The sequence below is a fragment of the Falsiroseomonas sp. CW058 genome, from assembly GCF_050563535.1.
Lineage (GTDB): Bacteria > Pseudomonadota > Alphaproteobacteria > Acetobacterales > Acetobacteraceae > Falsiroseomonas.
Genome location: NZ_JBNXUO010000022.1, coordinates 32,352 through 57,273, shown reverse-complemented (window position 1 = coordinate 57,273; position 24,922 = coordinate 32,352). Strand labels below are relative to the sequence as shown.

General features: G+C 73.7%; 28 protein-coding genes. 8 read left to right on the top strand and 20 right to left on the bottom strand.

Features of this window, described 5'->3' with window-relative positions; genetic code table 11:
- Positions 1-76: 76 nt before the first annotated feature.
- The gene (locus ACK8OX_RS17360) at positions 77-463 is read left to right on the top strand and encodes a c-type cytochrome (RefSeq protein ID WP_430665485.1); all 387 of its coding nucleotides are present in this window, start codon (positions 77-79) and stop codon (positions 461-463) included.
- A 16-nt stretch (positions 464-479) separates the two neighbouring features.
- On the opposite strand, the gene ACK8OX_RS17355 is transcribed toward ACK8OX_RS17360, so the two are convergent.
- The 3 genes from ACK8OX_RS17355 to ACK8OX_RS17345 are packed head-to-tail and all read right to left on the bottom strand — an operon-like array spanning position 480 to position 3,118.
- A complete protein-coding gene (locus tag ACK8OX_RS17355) occupies positions 480-1,331 on the bottom strand; it encodes an ABC transporter substrate-binding protein (RefSeq protein WP_430665484.1) in 852 nt (283 codons plus the stop codon).
- On the bottom strand, positions 1,324-2,121 hold the full coding sequence (locus ACK8OX_RS17350; protein ID WP_430665483.1) for a class II aldolase/adducin family protein: 798 nt from the start codon (positions 2,119-2,121) through the stop codon (positions 1,324-1,326). The genes ACK8OX_RS17355 and ACK8OX_RS17350 overlap by 8 nt, the downstream gene beginning before the upstream one ends.
- Before the next feature lie 13 nt (positions 2,122-2,134).
- Positions 2,135-3,118: a Bug family tripartite tricarboxylate transporter substrate binding protein gene (locus tag ACK8OX_RS17345; protein ID WP_430665482.1), complete on the bottom strand. Its 984-nt coding sequence runs from the start codon at positions 3,116-3,118 to the stop codon at positions 2,135-2,137.
- Between the two features lie 176 nt (positions 3,119-3,294).
- Here ACK8OX_RS17345 and ACK8OX_RS17340 point away from each other — a divergent pair, with 176 nt between their 5' ends.
- Positions 3,295-3,513: a hypothetical protein gene (locus ACK8OX_RS17340; RefSeq protein ID WP_430665481.1), complete on the top strand. Its 219-nt coding sequence runs from the start codon at positions 3,295-3,297 to the stop codon at positions 3,511-3,513.
- Between the two features lie 18 nt (positions 3,514-3,531).
- Here ACK8OX_RS17340 and ACK8OX_RS17335 read toward each other — a convergent pair whose 3' ends face one another.
- Genes ACK8OX_RS17335 through ACK8OX_RS17295 form a run of 9 tightly spaced genes read right to left on the bottom strand, consistent with a single transcriptional unit; the run spans position 3,532 to position 11,485 of the window.
- Complete coding sequence (locus ACK8OX_RS17335; protein WP_430665480.1) at positions 3,532-4,311, bottom strand: enoyl-CoA hydratase/isomerase family protein; 780 nt, start codon at positions 4,309-4,311, stop codon at positions 3,532-3,534.
- Complete coding sequence (locus ACK8OX_RS17330; protein WP_430665479.1) at positions 4,308-5,276, bottom strand: Bug family tripartite tricarboxylate transporter substrate binding protein; 969 nt, start codon at positions 5,274-5,276, stop codon at positions 4,308-4,310. Before ACK8OX_RS17330 ends, ACK8OX_RS17335 begins: the two co-directional genes overlap by 4 nt.
- Positions 5,273-6,235 carry a tripartite tricarboxylate transporter substrate-binding protein gene (locus ACK8OX_RS17325; RefSeq protein ID WP_430665478.1) on the bottom strand — a complete coding sequence of 321 codons (963 nt, stop codon included), beginning with the start codon at positions 6,233-6,235 and terminating at the stop codon, positions 5,273-5,275. The genes ACK8OX_RS17330 and ACK8OX_RS17325 overlap by 4 nt, the downstream gene beginning before the upstream one ends.
- A 4-nt stretch (positions 6,236-6,239) precedes the next feature.
- Positions 6,240-7,214, bottom strand: coding sequence for a Bug family tripartite tricarboxylate transporter substrate binding protein (locus ACK8OX_RS17320; protein WP_430665477.1), 975 nt, complete (start codon positions 7,212-7,214; stop codon positions 6,240-6,242).
- Between the two features lie 10 nt (positions 7,215-7,224).
- The gene (locus ACK8OX_RS17315) at positions 7,225-8,091 is read right to left on the bottom strand and encodes an amidohydrolase family protein (RefSeq protein ID WP_430665476.1); all 867 of its coding nucleotides are present in this window, start codon (positions 8,089-8,091) and stop codon (positions 7,225-7,227) included.
- Complete coding sequence (locus ACK8OX_RS17310; RefSeq protein ID WP_430665475.1) at positions 8,088-8,690, bottom strand: carboxymuconolactone decarboxylase family protein; 603 nt, start codon at positions 8,688-8,690, stop codon at positions 8,088-8,090. Before ACK8OX_RS17310 ends, ACK8OX_RS17315 begins: the two co-directional genes overlap by 4 nt.
- Before the next feature lies 1 nt (position 8,691).
- Positions 8,692-9,897 (bottom strand): CaiB/BaiF CoA transferase family protein, encoded by a 1,206-nt coding sequence (locus tag ACK8OX_RS17305; protein WP_430665474.1) that lies wholly within the window; start codon positions 9,895-9,897, stop codon positions 8,692-8,694.
- Positions 9,898-9,902: 5 nt separating this feature from the next.
- The gene (locus ACK8OX_RS17300) at positions 9,903-10,517 is read right to left on the bottom strand and encodes a glutathione S-transferase family protein (protein ID WP_430665473.1); all 615 of its coding nucleotides are present in this window, start codon (positions 10,515-10,517) and stop codon (positions 9,903-9,905) included.
- Between the two features lie 32 nt (positions 10,518-10,549).
- A complete protein-coding gene (locus ACK8OX_RS17295; protein WP_430665472.1) occupies positions 10,550-11,485 on the bottom strand; it encodes a 2-hydroxyacid dehydrogenase in 936 nt (311 codons plus the stop codon).
- Between the two features lie 72 nt (positions 11,486-11,557).
- Here ACK8OX_RS17295 and ACK8OX_RS17290 point away from each other — a divergent pair, with 72 nt between their 5' ends.
- Together ACK8OX_RS17290 and ACK8OX_RS17285 are read left to right on the top strand one after the other, a co-directional pair.
- Positions 11,558-12,427 carry a fumarate hydratase gene (locus ACK8OX_RS17290; RefSeq protein ID WP_430665471.1) on the top strand — a complete coding sequence of 290 codons (870 nt, stop codon included), beginning with the start codon at positions 11,558-11,560 and terminating at the stop codon, positions 12,425-12,427.
- Positions 12,424-13,059 carry a fumarate hydratase C-terminal domain-containing protein gene (locus ACK8OX_RS17285; RefSeq protein WP_430665470.1) on the top strand — a complete coding sequence of 212 codons (636 nt, stop codon included), beginning with the start codon at positions 12,424-12,426 and terminating at the stop codon, positions 13,057-13,059. Before ACK8OX_RS17290 ends, ACK8OX_RS17285 begins: the two co-directional genes overlap by 4 nt.
- A 17-nt stretch (positions 13,060-13,076) precedes the next feature.
- Here the strand turns inward: ACK8OX_RS17285 and ACK8OX_RS17280 are convergent, their stop codons facing one another.
- From ACK8OX_RS17280 to ACK8OX_RS17255, 6 genes are read right to left on the bottom strand one after another with little or no spacing between them, the layout of a single operon-like run.
- Complete coding sequence (locus ACK8OX_RS17280) at positions 13,077-14,066, bottom strand: tripartite tricarboxylate transporter substrate-binding protein (RefSeq protein ID WP_430665469.1); 990 nt, start codon at positions 14,064-14,066, stop codon at positions 13,077-13,079.
- 29 nt (positions 14,067-14,095) lie between these two features.
- Positions 14,096-14,839 carry an SDR family NAD(P)-dependent oxidoreductase gene (locus ACK8OX_RS17275; protein ID WP_430665468.1) on the bottom strand — a complete coding sequence of 248 codons (744 nt, stop codon included), beginning with the start codon at positions 14,837-14,839 and terminating at the stop codon, positions 14,096-14,098.
- On the bottom strand, positions 14,836-15,726 hold the full coding sequence (locus ACK8OX_RS17270; RefSeq protein ID WP_430665467.1) for a 3-keto-5-aminohexanoate cleavage protein: 891 nt from the start codon (positions 15,724-15,726) through the stop codon (positions 14,836-14,838). Before ACK8OX_RS17270 ends, ACK8OX_RS17275 begins: the two co-directional genes overlap by 4 nt.
- 5 nt (positions 15,727-15,731) lie before the next feature.
- Positions 15,732-16,040 carry a YciI family protein gene (locus tag ACK8OX_RS17265; RefSeq protein WP_430665466.1) on the bottom strand — a complete coding sequence of 103 codons (309 nt, stop codon included), beginning with the start codon at positions 16,038-16,040 and terminating at the stop codon, positions 15,732-15,734.
- Positions 16,040-16,891: a dioxygenase gene (locus ACK8OX_RS17260; RefSeq protein ID WP_430665465.1), complete on the bottom strand. Its 852-nt coding sequence runs from the start codon at positions 16,889-16,891 to the stop codon at positions 16,040-16,042. Before ACK8OX_RS17260 ends, ACK8OX_RS17265 begins: the two co-directional genes overlap by 1 nt.
- 13 nt (positions 16,892-16,904) lie before the next feature.
- Positions 16,905-17,927 carry a quinone oxidoreductase family protein gene (locus ACK8OX_RS17255; RefSeq protein ID WP_430665464.1) on the bottom strand — a complete coding sequence of 341 codons (1,023 nt, stop codon included), beginning with the start codon at positions 17,925-17,927 and terminating at the stop codon, positions 16,905-16,907.
- 138 nt (positions 17,928-18,065) lie between these two features.
- On the opposite strand from ACK8OX_RS17255, the gene ACK8OX_RS17250 reads away from it, so the two are divergent.
- The 4 genes from ACK8OX_RS17250 to ACK8OX_RS17235 all read left to right on the top strand — a co-directional run bounded on the left by ACK8OX_RS17250 (position 18,066) and on the right by ACK8OX_RS17235 (position 21,964).
- Positions 18,066-19,139, top strand: coding sequence for a LacI family DNA-binding transcriptional regulator (locus ACK8OX_RS17250; protein ID WP_430665463.1), 1,074 nt, complete (start codon positions 18,066-18,068; stop codon positions 19,137-19,139).
- 52 nt (positions 19,140-19,191) lie between these two features.
- Positions 19,192-19,602 (top strand): cytidine deaminase, encoded by a 411-nt coding sequence (locus ACK8OX_RS17245; RefSeq protein ID WP_430665462.1) that lies wholly within the window; start codon positions 19,192-19,194, stop codon positions 19,600-19,602.
- Positions 19,603-19,726: 124 nt separating this feature from the next.
- The gene (locus ACK8OX_RS17240) at positions 19,727-21,511 is read left to right on the top strand and encodes a calcium-binding protein (RefSeq protein ID WP_430665461.1); all 1,785 of its coding nucleotides are present in this window, start codon (positions 19,727-19,729) and stop codon (positions 21,509-21,511) included.
- Positions 21,512-21,580: 69 nt separating this feature from the next.
- Entirely contained in the window at positions 21,581-21,964 is a 384-nt protein-coding gene (locus ACK8OX_RS17235; RefSeq protein WP_430665460.1) for a hypothetical protein, read from the top strand.
- A 10-nt stretch (positions 21,965-21,974) separates the two neighbouring features.
- On the opposite strand, the gene mdoH is transcribed toward ACK8OX_RS17235, so the two are convergent.
- Positions 21,975-23,654 (bottom strand): glucans biosynthesis glucosyltransferase MdoH, encoded by a 1,680-nt coding sequence (gene mdoH / locus ACK8OX_RS17230; RefSeq protein WP_430665459.1) that lies wholly within the window; start codon positions 23,652-23,654, stop codon positions 21,975-21,977.
- Between the two features lie 60 nt (positions 23,655-23,714).
- Complete coding sequence (locus ACK8OX_RS17225; RefSeq protein WP_430665458.1) at positions 23,715-24,791, bottom strand: SMP-30/gluconolactonase/LRE family protein; 1,077 nt, start codon at positions 24,789-24,791, stop codon at positions 23,715-23,717.
- Positions 24,792-24,922: the final 131 nt, after the last annotated feature.

The following is a 24,922-nucleotide window of genomic DNA, read 5'->3' as shown; positions in this document are numbered from 1 at the left end:
ACAAGAAGGCCCTGCGCCACGCAGCGCAGGGGGGCTGAGCGGGTGCCTTTGATCCATCTCCTGGAGGAGTGACCTGATGCGTCGTCTTGTTCTGGCCTTCGCCGCGACCCTGGCCCTGTCGCCCCTGGCCGCCCAGGCGCAGGAAGCCGGCGACCCCGCCGCCGGCCAGCGCGTCTTCAACCAGTGCCGTGCCTGCCACACGATCGACCAGGGCGGCCGCAGCGGCGTCGGGCCGAACCTGCACGGTGTGGTCGGCCAGCGCGCCGCGCGGATCGAGAACTTCCGCTACTCGGCCAATCTCCGGCAGCTCGCGGAAGGCGGCCTGACCTGGGACGAGGCGAATCTGCGCCGCTACCTCGCCAACCCGAAGGATCTGGTGCCGCAGGGCAGCATGGCCTTCCCGGGGCTCCGCAACCCGCAGCAGCTCAATGACGTGATCGCCTACCTGAAGTCCCAGTCCTGACGCGGCGCGGGGGGGATCAGCCGATCCCCTCCGGCAGCCCGGCCCAGGCCTGCTCCGGCGCCATCGGGCCCGGCAGCAGGCCCTGGTCGGCGCACCAGCGCGCGGCCAGGCCGAGCGCGGGGGCGAGGTCCGCGCGGGTGAGGGCCGGCACCCCGGCCTCCCGCAGCAGGCGCAGCAGTTCCGCCACCCTCGCGGGCGACCGCTCCGCATGCTCCCGCCGAACCACCACCAGGTGGTTCACCGGCTCGAAGCCGTGGCGGGCCTGGAAGGCGCGGCCGGCGGCGGGCACGTCCGGCCAGACGGTGCGCAGCGCCGGGTCGGCCGGCACGTCGTTCCCGAAGATCGCCGCATCCAGCTCGCCGGCCTTCAGCATCGCCAGCATGTCCGCGCCCTTCGCCGCGCGTTCCGCCCAGGGCGGGTCGCGGTATTCGGGGACATGCGCGTCCTCGAAGGTCACCCAGCGGCAGTCCTGGGAACGCACGCCATGCGCCTCCGCCAGCACGCCGCGCAGCCACATCCCCGTGGTCTGGCTGTAGGCGCGCACGCCGATGCGGCGGCCCGCCAGGTCCTCGGGCCGCCGCACGGGCCCGTCGGCGCGGCAGAGCATGGAGCCTTCCTGGAAGCGCCGCGCGACGACGGCGGGCAGCAGCACCAGCGGCTTGTCCCAGGCGCGCGCCATCAGGAAGGTGGCGATCGCCATCTCGCTGGCGTCGAAGCGGGCCTCGCGCACCATCGGCGCGAAGGCCTTGCTGATCGGCGCCACCCTCTCGAACGCCAGCGGCAGGGCGGGGGAGGCGACCTCCCCCGCGATCAGCCGCGCCGTGTGCGGATAGCTGCCGAGCGCGACCGCCCAGGCGCCGTCAGTCACGGTAGGACGGATCCAGCCGGTCCAGCTTCCGCAGCAGCGCGGCCCATTCCATCACGCCATAGGGGCGGCGTGTGCCGGGCTGGTAGTTGTTCCAGGTCTCCTCCACCACCTTGGCCGGCACCTCGACGATCTTCTGGCCGGTGGCCTGCGCGGCGAGCTGCGCCTTGCAGGACAGCTCCATGCGGTGCATCCAGTTGAAGGCCTCGCCGATCGTGCGGCCCACCGTCAGCAGCCCGTGGTTCCGCAGCACCAGCGCCGGATAGTCGCCGAGGTCGCGCACCAACTTCTCCTGCATGGACAGGTCCAGCACCACGCCTTCGTAGTCGTGGTAGCCGACCCTGGCGAAGCGCATCGAGGTCTGGTTCATCGGCAGCAGCCCGCATTCCAGCGAGCTGACGGCCATGCCCGGCCAGGTATGCGTGTGGATCACGCACTTGATCTCGGGCTTCGCCGCGTGGATCGCGCCGTGGATGACGAAGCCCGCGCGGTTCACGCCGTAGTTCAGCCCATCCGGGAAGTCCGGCTTCAGCAGCACGTTGCCGTGGATGTCGATCTTCTGGAGGGAGGAGGCGGTGATCTCCTCGTAGAGCATGCCGTAGGAATTGATGAGGAAGGCGCCCTCCTCCCCCGGCACGGCGAGGGAGACGTGGTTCGCCCCCATGTCCGACATGCCGTAGATCTCCATCAGCCGGTAGCAGGCGGCAAGGTCGATGCGCGCCTGCCATTCCTCCGCCGTCACGCGGTCGCGGAGCGAGGGGATGCGGAAGCGGTCGCCCAGGGATTCGGGCATGGCGGTGTGCTCCTTACTCGGGGGTGGCGCCGGAGGCGCGGACGATCGCGGCCCAGCGGTTGATCTCGCGGTCGATGAAGGCGGCGAAGGCCTGCGGGCCGTTGCCCACGGGGTCCGCCCCCTGCTCGACCATCTGCCGCTCGATCGCGGGGTCGCGCAGGATGGCGTGCACCTCGTCGGCGATGCGGTTGACGATCTCGGGCGGCGTGCGCCCCGGCGCCACCATCCCGAACCAGGAGGAGGCGTCGAATTCGGGATAGCCGAGTTCCACCATCGTCGGCACGTCGGGCAGGGAGCGCGACCGCGCGGTGGAGGACACCGCCATGGCGCGGAAGCGTCCGGCGCGGATCTGCTCGATGACGGAGGGGATGGTGGCGAACATGAAGTCCACCCGCCCGGCCAGCATGTCGTTCAGCGCGACGGCGCCGCGATAGGGGACGTGGACCGTCTCGATCCCCGCCATCCCGTCCAGCATCACGCCCGACAGATGCGAGGAGGTGCCCGCCCCGGTCGAGGCGTAGGAGAGCTGCCCCGGCCGCCGCTTCGCCTCCGCCACCAGCGCCGCCACGTCGCGCGCCGGGAAGTCCGGCCGGACGATCAGCACGTTGGGCACCCCCGCCAGCAGCGTGATCGCGGCCAGGTCGCGGCGCGGGTCGTAGGGCAGGTTGCGGTAGAGCGAGGCGTTCACCGCCAGCGGCCCGACCGAGCCGACCAGCAGCGTGTAGCCGTCGGGCGGGGACTGCGCGACATGCGCCGTGCCGATGTTGCCGCCCGCGCCGGGGCGGTTGTCGATCACCACCGGCTGGCCCCAGCGCCGCTCAAGCTGCGCGCCGACCAGGCGGGCGATGATGTCCGTGGTGCCGCCGGCGGTGAAGGACACGACGATGCGCACCGGCCGGGTCGGGAAGGGCGCCTGCGCGCGTGCCGGCAGCGCGGCGAGGAGGGGCAGGGCGAGGATGGCGCGGCGGCCGGACAGCATCGATCGTTTCTCCCGCATGGGCGGTCATCCTGCCGCCCTCGACGGGGGCAGATAAGCCCGGCCCGGCTCATGCGACAAATGGAAAGAACGGGCCGATCGTCCCGTTCCGTGCATGGCCGACCCGCCCGGATTCACCGCCGCCCCGGAAGGCCCTATGCTGCGTCCTCCATTCGGGACGACGGGGAAGCACGGGGATGAGCGCACAGGGCCCGGTCACGCTGCGCTGGCGCGGCGAACGTCCGCTGCCGGAGGAGGAGGGGTTCGCGTCGCTGGACGCGGCGCTGGATGCCGTGGTGGCGCGCTGGGCGGTGCTGCGCGACCAGGCGCCGCAGATCCTCGACGCGCGCCGCGTTCTGGTCGCGAGCACGGCGGAGCTGGAGGCGATCGCGGAGGAGGAGGCGGCGGGGCGGTAGCCCCGCCCGCCCCCGCGTTCAGCGCCCCTTGAAGACGGGCTTCCGCTTCTCGGCGAAGGCGCGCCAGGCTTCCTGCGTGTCCTCGGTGGAGGCGAGCGCGGCGGTCTGCGACTGCTCGAAGCGGTAGCCCTCGTGCAACGGCATGTATTCGGTGACCTGGAAGCTGCGCTTGGCGGCCTGGACCGCCAGCGGCACCTTGGCCGCGATCTCCCGCCCGATGCCCTGGGCCGCGGCCAGCAATTCCCCGCGCGGCAGGCACATCGAGGCGACGCCCATCCGCAGCAGGTCCGGCCCGGTGACGCGGCGCGCGGTGTAGATCATCAGCCGCGCGTCGGATTCGCCGAAATGGCGGCGCACATGCCGCACGCCGCCGGCCAGCCCGACATCGACCTCCGTCATCGAGAGATAGGCGTCCTCCGCCACCAGGATGATGTCGGCGCAGAGCGCGAGCACCGCGCCCGCGCCGATGGCCAGCCCGTTCACCGCGGCGACCACCGGCTTGCCGCATTCCATCACGCAGTCGAAGGACGCCCGCGTCAGCCGGTTGTGGCGCGGATAGGCGCCGGGATTGCCGGCGATGTTCGGCCTTTCCTTCAGGTCGGCGCCGGCGCTGAAGGCCTTGCCCGCGCCGGTCAGCACCACCGCGCGCACGTCGTCGCGGTCGTGCAGCTCGTCGAAGGCGCGGACCAGTTCCTCCTTCAGCGCGCGGTTCTGCGCGTTCACCGGCGGGCGGTCCAGCGTGACGGTCGCGACGAAATCGGCGACCTCCAGCTTCAGCGTCTCGTAGGCGTCGCTCATTCGGCGCGGATCCCTGCTGCCTCGATCACCTGCTTCCAGCGCGCGCTCTCGGCGCGGATGGTCGCGGCCAGTTCCTCGGGCGAGGATGGGGTCGCCTCCTCGCCCAGTGCCTCCATGCGGGCGCGGTAGGCCGGGTCGTTCAGGATCCCGGTGACCGCCGCGTTCAGCCGCGCGACGATGGCGGGCGGCGTGCCGCCGGTGGTGGCGATGTAGTTGAAGGGCGCTGCGTCGAAGCCCGGCAGCGTCTCGGCCAGCGCCGGCAGGTCGGGCGCCAGCGCGCTGCGCCCCGGCGTGGTGACGCCGAGCGCGCGCAGCGCCCCCGCGCGCGACGGCGGCAGCAGGATCGACAGCGTGTCGAGCGCCATGGCGACCGTGCCGGCCATCAGGTCCGTCATCGCCTGGCTGGTGCCGCGATAGGGGACATGGGTGATGTCGACCCGCGCGAGGAACTTCAGCATCTCCCCCGCCAGGTGCGACGACGACCCGATGCCGGAGGAGGCGAAGGTCAGCGCCCCCGGCCGCGCCTTCGCCAGATCGATCAGCTCCGCCAGGTTCCGCGCCGGCAGGCCGGGATGCACCGCCAGCAGGTTGGGCGCCCGCTTGTAGGCGGAGACGGGGGCGAAGTCGCGTTCCGGGTCGTAGGGCACGCTCCGCATCAGGTGCGGGTTGACGATCTGCGGGCCCGGCGTGCCGTACAGCAGGGTGTGGCCGTCCGGCGCCGCCCGCGCCACCAGCTGCGCGCCGATGGTGGCGCCGCCGCCGGGGCGGTTCTCCACCACCACCGGCTGGCCGAGCGCGGCGGACAGCGGCTCGGCCAGTTGCCGCGCGCTGGCATCGGCCGACCCGCCGGCGGCGAAGGGGCAGATCATCCGCAGCGGGCGGTTCGGGAAGGACTGGGCCAGCGCCAGTCCCGGCACCAGCGCGGGCGCCGCCAGCAGCGCGCGGCGCGACAGGGTGGTGTTCATTCGGCGCGGATCCCTCCCCTTGCGATCACCGGGCCCCAGCGGGCCGATTCCTCCCGCACCATCGCGGCCAGCGCCTCCGGCGTGCCGCCCAGCGCCTCGATCCCCAGCGCGTCGAAGCGCGCGCGCATCGCTGGCGACCCGAGGATGGTGTTCAGCTCCCGGTTCAGCCGCGCGATGGTCTCGGGCGGGGTGCGGCCGGGGGCGAGGATGTAGTTGAAGGAGGCGTCGTGGTAGCCCGGCAGGGTGCGGGCGATGGGCGGCAGGTCCGGCGCCGCGGCCGCGGGGTCGGCGGTGCTGACGGCCAGCGCGCGCAGCCGCCCTTCCCGCACCAGCGGCAGCAGCGTGGCGATGTTGTCCATCATGAAGTCGATGCGCCCGGCCATCACTTCCTGCACGGCGGGGGCGGTGCCGCGGAAGGGGACGTGCAGCAGCTCCACATCCGCCATCTGCCCCAGCATGGCCGCCGCGAGATGGCCGGAGGAGGCGACGCCCGCGCTGCCGTAGCTGGGCGGGTCCGCCGCGCCGCGCGCCTGCGCGACGAGCGCCGCGACGTCGCGCGCCGGGTGGTCGGGCCGCACCACCAGCAGCTTCGGCGCGCGCATCACCGCGACCACCGGCGTGAAATCCGCCGCCGGGTCGTAGGGCAGGGACCGCATCAGGTGCGGATTGAGGATCTGCACGTTCGGCGTGGCGTAGAGCAGCGTGTGCCCGTCCGGCGCCGCCCGCGCCACGGCGACGGCGCCGATGGTGGTGCCGCCGCCGGGCCGGTTCTCCACCGTCACGGGCTGGCCGAGCGCGGCGGCCAGCGCCTCCGACAGCAGCCGCCCGATGGTGTCCGCGGCGCCGCCGGGCGCGAAGGGCACCACCATGCGCATCGGCCGCGTCGGGGCCCAGCCCTCCTGCGCGCCCGCGGCAAGGGGGGCCAGCGCGGCGAGGGCCAGCAGGTCGCGTCGGTGCATGGCGCTACTCCAGCCGCGTGCCGGTGGCGCGCACCACCTCGCCCCAGGTCGCATGCGTCTCCCGGATGAAGGCGGCGAAGTCGGCGGGGGCGCTGCCCACGATGCGCCCGCCCTGGTCGAGCAGCTGCCGCCGCGTCTCGGCATCCGCCAGCGCCGCCGCCAGCGCGGCATGCAGCGCCGCCACACGGTCCGCCGGGATGCCGGCGGGGCCCAGCAGGCCGTACCAGGTTTCGCTCACCATCCCCGGCACGCCGGCCTCCACCGCGGTCGGCACCTCCGGCAGCACGCCGAGCCGCTCGGCCGAGGTGACGGCCAGCGCCGGCAGCGCGCCCGCGCGCACCTGGCCGATCAGCGCCGGCGCATCCGCCATCAGGATCTGGATGCGCCCGGCCAGCAGGTCCGTCACCGCCGGCGCGGCGCCGCCATAGGGGACATGGGTGATGTCGATGCCCGCGCGGATCTTCAGCAGCTCCCCCGCCATGTGGAGCGAGGAGCCGATGCCGGCCGAGCCGAAGGCGAGCTGCCCGGGCCGCGCCTTCGCCATCGCCACCAGCTCCGCCAGCGACCGCACGCCGAGCCCCGGCGCGACGGAGACGATCTGCGGCACGCCGAGCACCTGGCTGATCGGCGCCAGGTCCCGCAGCGGGTCGTACGGCATGGTGGCGCGCAGATGCGGCAGGATGACGATGGCGCCGCTGCTGGCCATGACCAGCGTGTGCCCATCCGGCCGCGCCTTCGCGGCGGCGTCCACGCCGATCATGCCGCCCGCGCCGGCGCGCGGCTCCACCACCACGGGCCGGCCCAGCCTCTCGCCCATCACGCGGGAGACGACGCGGGCGATGATGTCCGCGGGGCCGCCGGCGGCGAAGGGCACGATCATGCGCACCGGCTGGTCCGGGAAGGCCGGCGCCTGCGCCGCTGCCGCGAAGGGCGTGGCGGCCATGGCGGCCAGCGCCGCGCGGCGGGTGATGCTCGTCATGCGTCCTCCCTCATTCCTTGCCGTCGTCGAAGCCGAAGAGCCGCGCCGGGTTGTCCACCAGGACCCGCCGCGCCAGCGCCGCATCGCCCAGCCAGCCCAGCGCGAGGTCGAGCATCGCGCCCGCATCCGGCGCCGGCTCCATCCGCACATAGGGCCAGTCGGACCCCCAGAGCAGCCGGTCCGGGTTGGCCGCCACCAGCCGGTCATGCAGCGGCCGCAGCCGGTCATAGCCCTCCGGCGCGCGCAGCCGGCAGGGCGTCAGCTTCACCCAGACATCGTCGTGCCGCAGATGACCCGCCAGCACGCCGGCATCCGGGTCGTCCGGGCCGGCGGGCATGCCGAGATGGTCCACCACGAGCGGCAGCCGCAGCGCGACGAGGTCCGGCAGCAGGTCCCGCAGCTGCGCCGCGGCGGCCCAGAGATGCGCCGACCAGCCCAGCGCGCGCATCCGCGGCGCCAGCGCGTGCAGAGCCTCCACCCCGATGCTGCCGGGATAGCGCCCGCCGCCGCCCGGTGCCCGCATCTCCACGAAGCGCAGCCCGCGCACGCCGGCGGCGTGCCAGGATTCCAGCTCGGCGTCGGTGACGTCCGCATCGGCGCTCATCACGCCGCGCAGCGCCCCGCCGGACCGCGCCAGCGCGTCCAGCAGGCAGGCAGGATCGCGGCCATAGGGCGCGGGCTGCACCAGCACCCCGCGCGCGAGGCCGAGCGTGGCGCGCATCGCCGCATGCGCCGCGAGATCCGCCAGCGGCAGCGGATAGGGCGACGGGCCGTTCGGGAAGCGCGCATCGAAGACATGGCCGTGGGCGTCGCAGGCGCCAGCCGGCACCGCGTGGCGCGGTGCGGAGACGGCGGGTGCCGCGACCCGCGCCGTCATGCCGCGCCGTCCGGCGGCGGCAGCGTGAACAGGCCGCGCGCCGGCGGCGCCAGGGGCGGCGGCGCATCGCCGGGCAGCGGCACGCCATGCGCGTTCAGCGTCATCGCCACCATGGAGTAGTAGCCGACCAGCGCCGTCAGCTCGACCACACCCTTCACGCCGAAGCGCGCGGTGGCCCGCGCATGCAGGGCATCCGGCACGTCGCCTTCCTGCAGCAGCAGGCGGGCATAGTCGTAGACCAGCGCGTCGTCGGGTTGCGCGAAGCGCGGCGGGCGGCCATCGCGGATCGCCTCGATCACCCCGGCTTCCAGCCCGGCCTCGGCCGCGACGCGGGCATGGACGAACCACTCCACCTGCGCCGACCAGCGCCGGCCGGTGACGATGATGGCGAGTTCCGACAGTCGCTTGCCGAGGCTCGTGCCGAAGCGCAGCGATTCGCCCAGCGCCGACCAGTTCCGCGCCAGTTCGGCATTGTGGATCGCCGCCCGCAGCGGTCCGACCACCACGCCGCGCGGGCCGGCGACCACGCGGTCCCACACCTCGCGCTGGGCGTCCTCGGCCAGGTCGTCGCGCGTGGCGGGAAGCGGGATGCGGGGCATGTCAGATCACTCCTGCCGCGGCCAGGCGCGCGCGGTCCCCGGCGCCGATGCCGATCGCCTCCAGCACCTCCGCCGTGTGCTGGCCGAGCATCGGCGGGACGGCATCCGCATCCGCCGTCGCGTCCTGCATGCGGATCGGGCCCGCGACCATCGCCACCTCGCCAAGCGGATGCGCGCGGCGCGACAGCAGGCCGCGATGGACCAGCTGCGGGTCGGCGAGGACGTCGGGCACGGCGTTGATCGGCCCGCAGGGCACGCCCGCCGCGTCGAGCCTCGCGCTCAGCTCGGCCCGCGTGAAGTCGCGCAGGCGCGCGGCCAGCAGCGGCGCCAGCGCCGCCTCGTTCCGCACGCGGTCGGCGTTGCGGGCGAAGCGCGGGTCGGCCGCCCAGTCCGGCCGCCCGATCGCCTCGCAGAGCTTCGCGAACTGCCCGTCATTGCCGACGGCCAGCACGATCTGCCCATCGGCCGCGGGGAAGACGTCCTGCGGCTGGATGTTCGGGTGGCGGTTGCCCGCGCGGTGCGGCACCCGGCCGCCGACCAGGAAGTTCATCGCCTGGTTGGCCAGGATGCCCGCGCCCACATCGAGCATCGCGAGGTCGATCGTCTCCCCCTGCCCCGTCTCCGCGCGCCGCGCCAGCGCGGCGAGGATGCCGACGGCGGCATACATCCCCGTCATCAGGTCGATGATCGGCACGCCCACCTTCTGCGGCGCGCCGTCCGCCTCCCCGGTCAGGCTCATCAGCCCGCACATGGCCTGGATCATGAAGTCGTAGGCCGCCTGCCCGGCGCGCGGCCCGTCCTGCCCGAAGCCGGTGACGGAGCAGTAGACCAGCGACGGCTTGCGCGCCCGCAGGCTGGCCGCGTCCAGCCCGTAGCGCGCCAGCGCGCCCACCTTGAAGTTCTCGATCACCACGTCCGACGCATCGGCCAGCCGCCGCGCGATCTCCTGCCCCTCCGGCTTCGTGATGTCGAGCGTGACGGACCGCTTGCCGCGGTTGACCGAGAGGAAGTAGCCCGATTCCCGCGTCGGCGCCCCGTCGCGCCCGGCCAGGAAGGGCGGGCCCCAGCCGCGCGTGTCGTCGCCTGCGCCCGGCCGTTCCACCTTGATCACCTCTGCGCCGAGATCGGCCAGGACCTGCGTCGCCCAGGGCGCCGCCATGATGCGGCCGAGGTCGAGCACGCGGATGTGGGACAGCGGGCCGGCCATCGCCGTCAGGCGTCCACGATCGCGGTGGCGCGCATCGACGGCCGCCGCGAGAAGTCCGCGCACCAGGCCGCGAGCCGCGGATGCCCCTTCCGCCAGTCGAGGTCGCCGAAGCGGAAGTCGAGATACTCGCCAAGCACGCCGATGGTGACCTGCGCGAGCCCGGGCGGGCCGGCCGCGATGGCGTCGATCTCCGCCTCCAGCGCCGCCAGGGCGTGGCGCGTCTTCAGCGCGAAAGCATCCAGCAGCGCCGGCAGCGGCTGCGCCTTGTCGCGCTCGTTCCGCCACAGGATCAGCAGGTCGAGCAGACCGTTGGCCAGAGCGTGGCGCCGCAGCTCGGCCCAGCGCGCGGGCCCCGAGGCGGGCACCAGCCGCGGCGCGCCCGACAGGCTGTCGAGGTATTCGCAGATGACGGTGCTGTCGTAGAGCACCGTCCCGTCCTCCAGCACCAGGGTCGGGATCTTGCCGAGCGGATTCTCGGGCAGCAGGTCCAGCGCCGGCTTGGTCATGGCGACGACGGTGCGCGTGGTGCGGATGCGGTCCGCCAGCCCCAGCTCATGCGCCGCGACCATCACCTTGCGCACGAAGGGGGAACGCGGGGACCAGTGCAGCCGCATCGTCATGGAGGTTTCCTCGGTGTCCTTGGATGCGGAGACTACGGCGCGCGGGTCGCGTCGTGGAAGGGCGTGCCGGCGCGGAAGCCGCGGATCGCGCCCAGGATCATCCCGATGATGTCCGCCCGCGTCTCATGCGTGATGGAGGCGTAGTGCGGCGCCACCACCAGGTTCGGCAGGTCCAGCAGCCGCGGGTCGGGAACGGGTTCGCTGCGGAAGACATCGGTGGCGGCGCCGCGGATCGTGCCGTCCCGCAGGGCCGCGACCAGCGCCTCCTCGTCCACCACCTCGCCGCGGGCGATGTTCACCAGGAAACCCGCGAGGCCGAGGCGGCGGAGGATCCCCGCATCCACCACGCCGCGCGTCGCCTCGCCGCCGGGACAGCACAGGACCAGCACGTCCGACCGCTCCGCCAGTTCCGCAAGGGTCGGGACATGCGGCCAGGGCGCTTCGGGCTTCGGGCGCGGGCCGGACCAGGCCACCCGCATGCCGATGCCCTGCGCGCGGCGCGCCACCGCGGCGCCGATGCGCCCCAGGCCGAAGACGCCGCAGGCCTTGCCGAACAGCCGCGTGGAGGGCGCCGGGCGTTCCTTCGCCCAGCGCCCGTCACGCACGAAACGGTCGGCCCAGACCACCTGCCGCGCGATGCCGTAGAGCAGGGCGATGGCGAAATCCGCCGTGTCCTCGGTCAGCACGTCGGGCGTGTTCGCCACCGCGATGCCGCGGGCGCGGGCGGCATCCAGGTCGATCCGCTCCAGCCCCGTGCCCATGCTGGCCAGCAGCCGCAGGTCGGGCAGGCGGGCGAAGGTGGCGGCGTCGCAGCCGGCCATGGCGCTGCCCACGGCGATGCGCCAGCCCGGCAGGGGGCCGGGCGGCTCCTCCGCGATTGACCGCAGGGTAAAACCCTCGCCCTCCAGCGCCGCGCGCAGGTCCGCCGGCAGTTGCGTCAGTGTCAGCAGCGCCTCGGCTTGCGGCATGTCCCCCCCTCCGCGTTATGATCCCGCCGCGCCAGGGTAGCCGCGCGGCGCGGGAAGGGAAGCCGGCCAGGCATGCCGATCACCTATGAGGCCGTGAAGGCGCTGACGGCGGAGCTCTACAGCGCCTCGCTCCGCCGCATCCCGGAGGACACGAAGGACGCGCTCCGCGCCGCCCGCGCGCGGGAGACGCATGAGGGCGCGCAGCGCGTGCTGGAGATCATGCTCGGCAGCGCGCTGCGGGCCGAGCGGACGGACCGCTTCGTCTGCTCGGATGCCGGGGTGCCGGTCTACCACGTCACCATCGGCACCGCGGCGCGGCTGGAAGGCGACATCAAGGCCGCCATCGTGGACGGCTTCGACGAGCTGGTGGGCCGCATCACGCCGCCGCTGCTGAAGCATGTGACGAACCCGCTGACGAACGAACGCGGCTACAAGGGCCGCGACATGCCGCTCGTCACCTGGGACGTGGAGGGCGGGGCCGACCATGTCGAGATCGCCTGCCAGCCCAAGGCGCTGGGCTCGGGCCGCTGGGCCGCGCTCGAGACCTTCTCCTTCCCGACGCTCGCGCAGATCGAGGAATACGTGATGAAGGTGGTGATGCAGGCGGGGTCGCAGCACTGCCCGCCGGTCATCATCGGGGTCGGCATCGGCGGCAGCTTCGACGTGGCGGCGCGCATCGCCAGCAAGGCGACCTACCGCAGGATCGGCACCACAAACCCCGAACCCGTCCTTGCCGCCATGGAGGAAAGGCTGACCCGCGCCGTGAACGCCACCGGCTTCGGCCCGATGGGCACCGGCGGCGACACCACGGCGCTGGCGGTTCACGTCGACTACGCGGCCGGCCACGGCTACACGCCGGTCGCGGTCTGCTTCAACTGCTGGATCAACCGCCGTACACGGGCGCGGCTGCATGGCGACGGCAGCGTGGAGTGGCTGGAATGAGCGCCGGCGCCTACCGCACGGTCCGCATGCCGATGTCGCGCGACGATGCGCGGTCCCTGCGCGCCGGCGACATGGTGCTGCTGGACGGCGAGATCGTCATCACCGCCGGCCTGCCGACGCACCAGCGCATCCTGGCCTGCGCCGAGGAAGGGCGCGACCCGCCGATCGACCTGCGCGGCGGGTCGCTGCTGCATCTCGGCTCCTACAGCCGCGACACGGCGGATGGCGGGCTGGAGGTGCTCTACATGAACCCCACCACCAGCACGCGCTTCAACCCGTTGATGCCGAGGCTGATCCGGCATTTCGGCCTGACCACGGTCGGCGGCAAGGGCGGGCTGGACGCCGCCTGCGCCGAGGCGATGCGGGAGGTGGGCTGCGTCTACCTGTCGTTCCTCGGCGGCGGCGCGCCGCTGCATTCGGCGGCGATCAGGGCGGTGCGGCAGGTCGCCTGGAACGACCTGGTGGCGCATTACCGGCTGGTGCGGCTGGCGGTCGAGGGGCTCGGCCCCGTCACCGTCGGCATCGACGCGCGGGGCGACAGCCTGTTCGACAGGCTGTCGGCCGGGGCCGCCGCGCGTATGCCCGACATCCTCGCACAGCTTGCGCGGGACCGCGCCGCCAGCGGGGGCTGACGCCGCGGTCCCGCGGCTCAGTCCGCGAACTGCCCCGCCGCCTGCAGGATCGGCCGCCAGCGCTCGATCTCGGCGGCAAGGTGGGCGCGGTGCGCCTCCGGCGTCTGCCTCTCCTCCGGCTCCGGCGGGCTGCCGAGGTCGTTGAGGCGGCCGACCACGCGCGGGTCCTTCAGCGCGTTCCGCATCGCGAGGTTGATGCGGTCCACGATCGGCCGCGGCGTGCCGCGCGCGACGTATAGCCCGTGCCAGATCGAGATCTCGAATCCCGGCAGCCCCGCCTGCCCGGCGGTGGGCACGCCCGGCACCTGCGCCAGCGGCGCCGCGGTGGTGACCGCCATCGGCTTCACCTGGCGCGACTGGATGAAAGGGATCGCGCTGGTGGTCTGGTCGCAGTAGATGTCGATGCGCCCGCCCATCAGCTCCGGGAAGACCGGGCCCGACCCGCGGAACTGCACCGCGGTGACGCCGACGCCGAGGCTCGCCTGCAGCAGCGTGCCGCAGAGCTGGCTGGCGGAGCCGAGGCCGGCATTGGCCAGGTTCACCCGGTCGCGGTTCTCGCGCACGAAGCGCAGCATGTCGGCGAAGCCCTCGCCCGGGAAGTCCGGCCGCGTGATCCAGACCATCGGCGTCGGCGTCACCAGGCCGATCGTCTCGAAGGAGGTCAGCGGGTTGTAGGGCAGGCTGCGGTACAGCGTCGCCGCGGTCGCCATGCCGATGTTGTGCAGCAGGATCATCTGCCCGTCGGGGCGCGACTGCGCCACGCGGTTCACGCCGATCGTGCCGCCGCCGCCCGTGACGTTCTCCGCCACCACGTTGACGCCGAGGTCGCGGCTCATCGCCTCGGCCAGCATCCGCCCGACCGCGTCGGTGGGCCCGCCGGGCGCGAAGGGGATGATCAGCGCGACGGTGCCGCTGGGATAGGCCTGCGCGCGGGCCGGTGCCGGCAGCAGCGCGGGCGCGGCCAGCGCGGCGCCCAGCAGGCCGCGGCGCGTCATGTCCTGGATCATGTTTCCTCTCCCGTTGCCGATGCGTAAGGCTATCGCCCGCCGCCGATGTCCACCAGCGCCCCGGTCATGTAGGAGGCGCCGGGCGAGAGCAGGAAGACGGCGAGGTTCGCCACCTCCTCCGGCTCGCCGGGGCGGCCGAGCGCGATGGGCGCGGTGATCTGCCGCAGCCGTTCCGCCCCCGCCCGCGCCTCGTGGCTGTCGGTGCGGATCACGCCCGGGCGGATGCAGGCGACGCGGATGCCGAGCCTGCCGACCTCGTTCGCGAGGCCCATCGTGAAGCCGTCCACCGCGCCCTTGGCGGCGGCATACATCACCCGGCCCGGCTGCCCGCCGAGCACGCTGGCGCGGCTGCCGATGTTGACGATGACGCCCCCCTGCCCGCCGCGGTCGGTCGCCATGCGCCGCACCGCCTCGCGCGAGCAGAAGACGGTGGGGCGCAGGTTGCCGTCCATCATGCGGTCGTAGTCGTCCTGCGCGATGTCGGCGATCCGCGCCTCGGCGCTGCCGCCGGCATTGTTCACCAGGCCGCGCAGCGGGCCCATCGCGTCCGCGGCCTCGAACAGCGCGGCGATGCCGGCTTCCGCCTGCACATCGGCCTGCACCGCGCGCGCCGTGCCGCCCGCCGCCTCGATCGCGGCGACGGTGGCCGCGGCGCTGTCCGCGTCGCGCGCGTAGTTCACCGCGACCGCCCAGCCATCGGCCGCCGCGGCCTTCGCGATGGCCGCCCCGATGCCGCGGCCCGCGCCGGTGACGACCAGGACGCCGCGGCTCACCGCGACCACCCGCCGACCTGCGACAATTCGGCGCGCGCTTCCGCCGCCGTCATCGGCTCGGCGCCGAATTCGCGCAGGATGCGGACCGCGCGTTCCACCAGCACGGTGTTGCTGGTCGCGAGTTCGCCCTTGTTGAGGTAGATGTTGTCCTCGAGCCCGACGCGCACATGCCCGCCCAGCAGCCAGGCCTGCGCCAGCATGGGGAATTCCATGCGGCCGATCGCGAAGGCGGCCCAGGGGCTGCCGGCGGGGATGATGGACTTCGCGTAGTTCAGCGTCTGCGGGTCCCAGTCGAAGCCCCAGCGGATGCCCATGCAGACCTGGAACAGGCAGGGGCCCTTCAGCACGCCCTGCTCCATCAGGTTCTTCGCCAGCCCGATGTCGCCGCTGTCGAACACCTCCAGCTCCGGTATGGTGCCGGCGGAATAGATCAGTTCCGCCATGCGCGTCACCGACCAGGGCGCGTTGATGACGACGGCGCTGCCCGACCACATGGTGTTGAGGTCGAGCGTCGCGATCTCCGGCTTCAGCGCGACGATGTGCTCCACCCGCCTGTCCGGCGGCAGCAGCGTGCTGCCGGGCGCGGCGTTGCGCGGGTTGTCGCGGTCCGGCACGAAGCGGCCGCCCGGGCCGGTCGTCAGGTTGATCACCACGTCGGTGCCGGAGGAGCGGATGCGGTCCACCACGTCGCGGTAGAGGTCGAGCGACATGGAAGGCCGCCCCGTCTCCGGGTCGCGCACATGGATGTGCGCGACGGCCGCGCCCGCCTTCGCGGCGTCGATCGCGGCATTCGCGATCTGCTCGGGCGTGATGGGCAGGTGGGGCGTCTGCTCGGGCGTCGTGATGTTGCCGGTGACGGCGCAGGTCAGGATGTATTTGCGGCGCATCGCGTTCAGTCCTTCGCCGGGCCGAAGGCCGGCCGGCCGCGGGTGATGTCGAGGAAGCGGGTGATCAGCACGCGCTCGAACAGGCCGTTGCGGGTGAAGGGGTCGCCGGCGCTGAACGCCTCGGCCGCCGCGCGGTCGGGCACGTCCACGATGAAGACGCTGCCGATGCGCCGGTCGCCGTCGTCCGCCACCATCGGCCCGGCCAGCTTGATGTCCACCGGGCTTGCCTGGAGATAGGCGCGGTGCGCGTCGTAATGCGCGTCGCGGATGGCCTGGCCGTCGGGCTTCTGCGTGCAGTGGATCAGGAACAGCATCAGGCGGCGCCTTCCAGCTTCGGGATGCGGAATTCGTAGGTGAGCCTCGCGGGCCGGCCTTCCTGCTTCGGCGCGTCCCAGTCGGTGACGAGCGACGCCTTCACGCCGAACACCGCATCCTCGTGCAGATACGGGTCGCCGTCGCGGAAGATGTGGGTGATCAGGTCGCGGTAGCCCGGCTTCTTGATCCAGAAATGCACATGCGTCGGCCGCATCGGGCCGCGCCCCATGGCCGACAGCACGCGCCCCACCGGCCCGTCATGCGGCACCGGGTAGCTGGCCGGCATCACCGTGTGGAAGGCGACGACGCCGTCCGCACCCGTGACGAAGCGGCCGCGCATGCTATGCTCGTCGCCGAGCTGGCTGTCGTAGAACCCCTCGGGCGAGGTGTGCCAGGCATCCACCTGCGCGCCGTCCAGCGGCGCGCCCCCCTCGTCGCAGACCCGCACCTCCACTTCCAGCCTCTCGCCGGGGACGCCGGGGGACATGTCGTCGCCGTTGCGCATCGGCGGCGGGTTCTCGCGGTGGAAGGGGCCGAGCACCGTCGTCTCGCTGACCGAGGCATGGGTGCGGTGCGCGATGGCGTCCACCAGCATCGAGACGCCGAGGATGTCGGACAGCAGGATCACCTCCTGCCGCTTGTCGTCGCACCAGCGGCCGAGCTCGGACAGGAAGGCGACGCCCTGCTCCCATTCCTCGGGCGTCAGCTCCACCTCGCGCACGAAGTCGTGGACGTGGCGGATCAGCGCGGTCATCACCTTCTGCACGCGCGGGTCGGCATCCGGGCGGATGCGGCCGAGCACGGCGTCGGTCAGGTTCTCGCTGGTGTAGGTGACGTGGCCTTCGGGCATGGCGGTGCTCCCCTCAGCGCATGGTGATGACGACGCGCCCGCGCGTGCCGCGGGCGACGGAGGCGAAGGCGCGCGCGCCATCCGCCAGCGGATGCGCCTCGGCGATGGCGGGGGGCGGGTAGGCGCCGCTCTCGAAGCCCGCGCGCAGCGCGTCCATCATGGGCGCGCATTCGGCCGCGCTCCGCTTCAGGCTGTCGACGCCGAGGATGCGGCATTCGCGGCGGTAGAAGGGGATCAGCTCGAAGCGCACCTGCTCGCCCGGCGTGCCGGCGATGGCGACCAGCCGCCCGCGGAAGGCGAGCGCGCCGAGCGCGGCCTCGGTCAGGTCGGGGCGGCCGACGCAGTCATAGACGACGTCCACGCCCTTGCCGCCGGTCATCGCCGCGACCCGCGCGCCGAGATCCTCGGCGGCCAGGTCGATGAACTCGCCGGTGGCGCGCCGCGCCGGGGCATCGGCCGGCGCGGCGCCGCGGCAGGCGGCGATGACGCGCGCGCCGCGGCCGGCGGCGATCACGGCCGCGGCGCCGCCGACGCCGCCGGTCGCGCCGATCACCAGCAGCGTCTCGCCCGGCGCAAGCTGCGCGTAGTCGAGCCCGATCCAGGCGGTGACGTAGTTGACGCCCACCGCGCCCGCCTGCGCGAAGGACAGGCCGGCGGGCTTGCGCGACAGCGCGGCGACGGGAAGGCGCAGATACTCCGCATGGCTGCCGTCGCGGGTGAAGCCGATGTCGCCGCCGGTGCCCCAGACCTCGGCGCCGAGCCATTCGGCAGGGCCCGCCGCCACCACGCCCGCGAAGTCGCGCCCCGGGATGCGCGGCGGCACGGTCTGGCGCATCCGGCCGGCGACGTTCTTGACGTCCGACGGGTTGACCGACGCCGCATGCACCGCGACCAGCGCCTCCCCCGCGCCAGGGGGCGCCAGCGGCAGGTGCTCCACCGCCAGCATCTCCGGCGCGCCGAAGGCGGCGAAGCGCAGCGCCCGTGCATGGCCGGGGAGGCTGCCGGCCGCGGTCGCGGCAAGTGGCGCATCGGTCATCGGCTGACGTCTCCCCTCCATCGTCCGGCGGCATCTAGGCCCGGCGCCGGGCGGGGGTCAAGCACTCGGTGCAATCGATTGCACCCCTCCCGGCGCGGGCGACAGGCGGCGGGCCGGCATGTAGGATGCGCCCGCCCCATGCCACGCCGCCCCCCGCCCCCCGCCGGCACGCCCGACGCGCGGATCACCATCGCCGACGTGGCGCGCGCGGCCGGCGTGCACGCCTCCACCGTCTCGCGCGCGCTGAACCCGGCGACGCGCGGCATGGTGACGGATGCGGTCGCCGCCCGCGTGGGCGAAGCGGCGGCGCGGCTGGGCTGGCGGCCTTCCGCCATCGCGGCCGGGCTGCGCACCCGCCGGTCCCGCACCATCGGCATCCTGGTGCCGGACCTGGTCAACCCGATCTTCCCCCCCATCGTCCGCGCAGCCGAGACGCTGCTGGTGCAGCACGGCTACGCGACCCTGGTGGCCAACACCGACAATGACCCCGCGCGGGAGGAAATGCTGATCAGCCGCATGGCCGAGCACCTGGTGGACGGCCTGATGCTCGCCTCCGCGGCCGAGGGCACCCGCGCGGTGGAACTCTGCACACGGCTGCGCATCCCCGCCGTGCTGATCAACCGCCGCCTGCCCGGCGCCGGCCGGGGCGCCGCGGCGGGCTCCGCGGTCACCAATGACGACCGGCTCGGCATCGGGCTCGCAGTCGCGCACCTGCTGGAACTCGGCCACCGGCGCATCGCGCACCTGGCCGGGCCGGCCGGCGTCTCCACCGCGATCGACCGCCGCGCGGGATTCCGCGCCGCGCTGCGCGCCCGCGGGCTCGACCCGGCGGCGGCGCCGGTGGTGGCGGCCGCGGCCTACACCGTGGAGGCGGGCCGCACGGCGATGGCGCGGCTGCTGGGCGGCCCGCCCTTCACCGCCGTGGTGGCGGCGAACGACATGCTCTGCCTCGGCGTCTACGACGCGCTGGCGGCGGCGGGGCTGCGGCCCGGCGCCGACATCTCCGTCACCGGCTTCAACGACATGCCCTTCGTCGACCGCATCCACCCCGCCCTGACCACCATCCGCATCCAGCACGCCGAGATGGGGCGCCAGGCCGCGACGCTGCTGCTGGACGAGATGGCGGACCCCTCGGCCCGTCGCCGTGACATCCGGCTGGTCCCGGAACTCGTCATCCGCGCCAGCACCGCGCCGCCCCTGCCGGGGGCGTGACGCCGCGCGGCAGGGCTGGCCGCCCGCACCCGGGCGGTGCAGCCTGGGCCGCATGGACATCCCGATGGACCCGGCCGCGCTGATGGCGCTGGCGGAACATGCGCGGGGCTTCGCGCATGCGCCCTATTCCCGCTTCCAGGTGGGCGCCGCGCTGCTCTGCGACGATGGCAGCGTGGTGGGCGGCTGCAATGTCGAGAATGCCAGCTACGGCGCGACGATCTGCGCCGAGCGCGTGGCGGTGGGCGCCGCCGTCGCGTCGGGTCGGCGCCGCTTCGTCGCCGTCGCGGTGGCGGGGCCGGCGGGCGTCGCGCTCGGCCCCTGCGGCATCTGCCGGCAGGTTCTGTCGGAATTCTCGCCGGACGGTGCTCTGCGGGTGGTGACGCGGGACGCGGCCGGCGCACCGCGCGTGACCACCCTCGGCGCGCTGCTGCCCGCCGCCTTCGGCCCCGCGGACCTCCGCTGACCCGGCCAGCCCCCGCGCCATCGGCACCCTCTATCGGGGCGACAGGATCATCTCCGATGCACAACCCGGGCGGGAGGCGCTACTGTCCGTCCCGATCGGGCCTGGAACGGCGGAGGAGGGTGGGATGGGCGAGCGCAGCGAGCCGCGGAAGATCGACGCGGAGGAGCTGAAGGGGGTCAGCGGCGGCGCGACCTTCCACATGGACGGCAACGGCACGAAGCAGGACGGCACCGGACAGGACGACGTCATCCACGCCTATGCCGGCGACGACACCGCCTGGGGCGGCGACGGCAACGACAAGATCTTCGGCAATGCCGGCCGCGACTGGCTGATCGGCGCCGGCGGGTCGGACGAGCTGCATGGTGACGACCCCGGCGATGCCTGGAACGGCGATGCCGATGCGCTGGACGGCGGCCAGGGCGACCGTGCGGGCGACCAGGCCTTCGGCGGCGGCGGCGACGACAACTATGTCTGGTCGCCGGGCAGCGGCAACGACGTGTTCCATGGCCAGGCCGGCTCCGACACGCTGGAGCTGAAGGGCGTCAGCCTCGACCAGCTGCAATCCGGCATCCGCTGGAACGAGGGCGGCGTGACCCCGGTGCAGAACGGCGACGGCACCTGGTCCTTCCACCGCGACGGCCGCGCGCAGGAGATCAGCGGCAGCTTCTCCATCGGCGGGGAGACGGTGACCTTCTACGGGGTGGAACGCATCAACATCGGCGCCGCACCCGGCAGCGGCCAGGGCGCCTGGGGTGCCCCCGCGCCCGCCCCCGCGAGCGGCCAGAACATCGTCATGAACGACTGGGGCACGAAGCAGGACGGCACCGCCGGCAACGACACCATCCAGGCCAATGGCGGCGACGACACCGCCTGGGGCGGCGACGGCAACGACAAGATCTTCGGCAATGCCGGTCGCGACTGGCTGATCGGCGCCGGCGGGGCCGACGAAATCCACGGCGACAACCCCGGCGACGCCTGGAACGGCGATGCCGACGCGCTGGACGGCGGCCAGGGCGACCGCGCCAGCGACACCGCCTTCGGCGGCGGCGGCGACGACAACTATGTCTGGACCCCCGGCAGCGGCAACGACGTGTTCCACGGCCAGAACGGCTTCGACACGCTGGAGCTGAAGGGCGTCAGCCTCGACCAGCTGCAATCCGGCATCCGCTGGAACGAGGGCGGCGTGACGCCCGCCCAGAATGCGGACGGCACCTGGTCCTTCATGCGCGACGGCCGCGCGCAGGAGATCAGCGGCACCTTCTCGGTCGGCGGGGAGACGGTGACCTTCTACGGGGTGGAGCGCATCAACATCGGCGCCGCGCCGGGCAGCGGCCAGGGCGCCTGGGGCGGCGGCACGCCCGCCCCCGGAGGGTCGCCGCAGAACATCGTCATGAACGACCTCGGCACCCAGCAGCAGGGCACGGCGGGCAACGACACCATCACCGCCAATGCCGGCAACGACACGGTGCTGGCCGGCGCCGGCAACGACAAGGTGTTCGGCAATGCCGGGCGCGACTACATCGTGGGCGGCGCGGGATCGGACGAGCTGCATGGCGACAACCCCGGCGATGCCTGGAACGGCGAGAATGACAGCCTCGACGGCGGCCAGGGCGACCGCGCCAGCGACACCGCCTTCGGCGGCGGCGGCGCGGACAGCTATGTCTGGTCGCCGGGCAGCGGCAACGACGTGTTCCACGGCCAGGCCGGCACCGACACGCTCCAGCTCAAGGGCGTGTCGCTGGCGCAGATGCAGGCCGGGCTGCAATGGGGCGACGCGACGCCGGTGCAGAATGCCGACGGCACCTGGTCCTTCACCCGCAACGGCCAGCAGGTGGAGATCAACGGCACCTTCACGCTGGGTGGGGAGACGGTGACCTTCTACGGGGTGGAACGCATCAAGCTGACCTGAGCGGGCCTGCATCCGGCCATGCCGGCCGGGCGTTGGGGGTCCATCCCCGATGCCACGAAAGGCCACCGGATGCGTCCCGCCGCCCTTGCCTTGCTGCCGCTGCTCGCCGCCTGCGCGCAGGCGCCGCCGCCGGTCGACACCAGCTGGGTCGGCCGCAGCGAGGCCGAGCTCGTCGCCGGGCTCGGCGTGCCGAACCGGGTTTACGAGGCCGAGGGGCGGCGGGTCCTGGCCTATGACGGGCCGGCGGTGGCCTCCGGCCCGGTGGTGACGCCCTCCATCGGGCTCGGCGTCGGGCGCTGGTCGGGCGGCTGGGGCAGCGGGGTGGGCTTCGGCACCGGCCTCGGCCTCGGCTTCGGCTCCGGCGCGGCAACGGCCGCCCCCTGCCCGACCAACTACGAGCTGCGCGATGGACGGGTGATCGGCGTGACGCGCCAGGGCGCCGGCTGCGGCTGATCCCGCGCGGTCATCCGGCCGCCAGCTCCTCCGGCGTCGCCGCGATGCGCCGCGCCCGCAGCCAGGCGGAGATGCCGGGATCCGCGCTCCAGACACAGAGCGGGATGGCCAGCACCATCCCGAGCGTGAAGGGCAGCGCCAGCAGCAGCGCCGGCAGGGACGCGGCGGCGAAGACCAGCGTCAGCGCCACCCCGACCAGCGTGTGCGGCCAGAGCAGCCGCGCCGCGTCCCGCCAGGGGATGCCGCGGTCGGCACGGTTCTGCGGCAGCCAGCCGGTGCGCCGCCCGAAGGGCAGGGTCGCCAGGAACATCGCCTTGTTCAGCGTCGACAGCGGCTCGAACAGGGACATGAAGGCGAGTTCCGCCGCCGCCCCACGCGCGAAGGCCAGCCGCCCGCCATAGGCCGCCGCGACGCGCGGCCGCAGCAGCACCTGCGCGTAGCCCGCAAGCTTCGGCGAGAAGTGGCACAGCCAATGCGCCGCGACGGCCAGCGCCAGCGCCCCCATCGAAGCCCCGCCGCCGCCGCCCAGCGCCGACACCGCCGCCAGCGCCAGCACCAGCGCATGCAGCGGCGCGCCGAGGAACAGCAGAATCGCCTGCACCAGCTGCAACCGGCCCAGCGGCGTGAGGTTCGGCAGCTTCAGCAACTGCCAGTACTGCATGTTGCCCGCGCCCCAGCGTTCGTCCCGGCGCAGGAATTCCGGCATGGCGGGGGGGTTGGCCTCCAGGCTGCCCTCCTCCGCCGGCAGGCAGCGCACGCGCCAGCCCGCCGCCTGCAACCGCACGCTCTCCACCATGTCATGCGACAGGATGGCGCTGCCGTCGGGCAGCGGCTCCAGCCGGGCATGGCGGCGGAAGGGCTCGCAGCGCAGGATGGCGTTGTGCCCCCAATAGGGCCCGGCATCGAGCTGCCACCACGCCTGCCCCGTCGCCCAGGCGCGCATCCCCGCCCGCATCCCGAACTGGAACAGCCGCGGGAAGGCGGCGGTGGCGGGCCGCCCGACGATCAGCTGCTGGACGATCGCCAGCCGCGGATCGGCCTCCATCACCGCCACCAGGCGCAGCACCGCCTCGGCCGTCATGGCGCTGTCGGCGTCGAGGGTGAGGAAGAACTCCGCATCGCCCGCATGGTGGTCCAGGAAGTCCATCACGTTGCCGGCCTTGAAGCCGGTGTTCCGCATGCGGCGGCGGTGGTGGACGGACACGCCGCCGCTGCCGCCGCGCCCGGCGGTGAAGGCGCGGATCGCAGCCTCCTCCGCGGCCGCGGCCGCCGCGTCCTGCGTGTCCGACAGCAACCATAGCCGGAAGCGCCCGCCCGCCCCCGCGGCCTCCAGCCCGTCGAGCAGGGTGGCGAGGGGCGGCAACACCGCCTCCATCGCCTCGTTCCTGATGCACACCACCAGCGCGGTGACCCCGCGCGGCGCGCCGGGCCGGGCGCGGACCAGCGCGGGCAGCACGAGGGCCGGTGGGTCCCGCGCCAGCAGCAGGATCGCCAGCCCCACCAGCGCATTGCCCGCTGACAGCGCCGCCCAGGGCGTGGTCAGCGCGACGGCGGCCAGGATCAGCGCCTCCACCGCATCGATCCCGCCCGGCGCCAGCGCGCGCCAGGTGAGCCACAGCAGCAGCAGCGCGATGGCGGCCACGAGCGCGGCGAAGGCGGCGCGGCGGAGGGGGGCGGATTCGTCGGTCACCCGCGCTGCATGCGGAAGGATTCGGGCGGGCGTGCGGCAGGCGGCGCACGCCCGCCCGCCTCAGCAGAAATGCGCGCCGCGCGTCTCGACGGGCAGGGCGTAGAGCGACTGGCTGGCCGTCATGAACAGGATGTTCCGCCGCGCGCCGCCGAAGCACAGGTTCGAGCAGATCTCCGGCAGCCGGATCAGCCCGATCCGCTCGCCGTCCGGGGCGAAGACATGCACGCCGTCATACCCGTCTCCCACCCAGCCGGCCGAGGACCAGAGGTTGCCGCGCTCGTCGGTGCGGATGCCGTCGGCCATGCCGTTCTTCCCCTCCAGCGCCATGGAGGCGAAGGTGCGGGGATTGCGCAGCCGGGGGCCGTCCACGTCATAGGCCCAGATGATGCGGCTCGCCTCCGGGTAGTGGCTTGCGCCGGTGTCGGCGACGTAGCAGGTGCGGTAGTCGGGGGAGAAGCAGAGACCGTTCGGCTTGAAGGGCTCGTCGGCCACCTTCGTCACCTGGCCGGATTGCGCGTCGATCCGGTAGATCGCCTCCTTGATGAAGGGACGGGGGCTGTTCGCGCTCTCGGCCACGCGCTCGCCCTCGTAGTTCATCAGCGCGCCATAGCCGGGATCGGTGAACCAGAGGCTGCCATCCTCGGGGTGGACCACGCCGTCGTTCGGCGCGTTGAAGGGCCCGTCCGGCCCGCGGGCGGCCAGCACGGTGACGCGGCCATTGGGCTCGTAGCGCACCACGTCGCGGTGCAGGTGGCGGAAGGCGATCTGCCGGCCCTCCCGGTCGAAGGTGTTGCCGTTGGAGAAGCCCGACGGGCTGCGGAAGCGGCGGCTGACCTTCATGTCCTCCTCGGTCAGGCGCAGCGCCTCGTCATTCGGGATGTCGGACCAGACCAGGAAACGCCCGGTGGCGTGCCAGGCGGGGCCCTCGGCCCACTGCATCCCGGTGTGCAGCCGCCGGATGGCGCTGTTGCCGAGCGGCGCGGTGAAGCGGCGCGGGTCGAGCGCGACGATGTCGGGGTCGGGGTAGCGCTGCGGCGGCGCGTCGTCGCCATAGCGGCGCTGCGCGGCGGCGGGTGTGGCGGCAAGGCCGGCGGCCGCGGCGAGAAGGCCGCGCCGGCGCAGACTGGCTTCGGTCATGTGGCTCTTCCTCCCTGGACCCTTCGCGGGTCCTGCCGGAGCATGCCACACGCCATGGTTGCAGGACCGAGTCACGCCTGCGAGAGGCGGCGCCGGATGGGAGGGGGCGGCCGGCGATGCGCCGCCGGCCG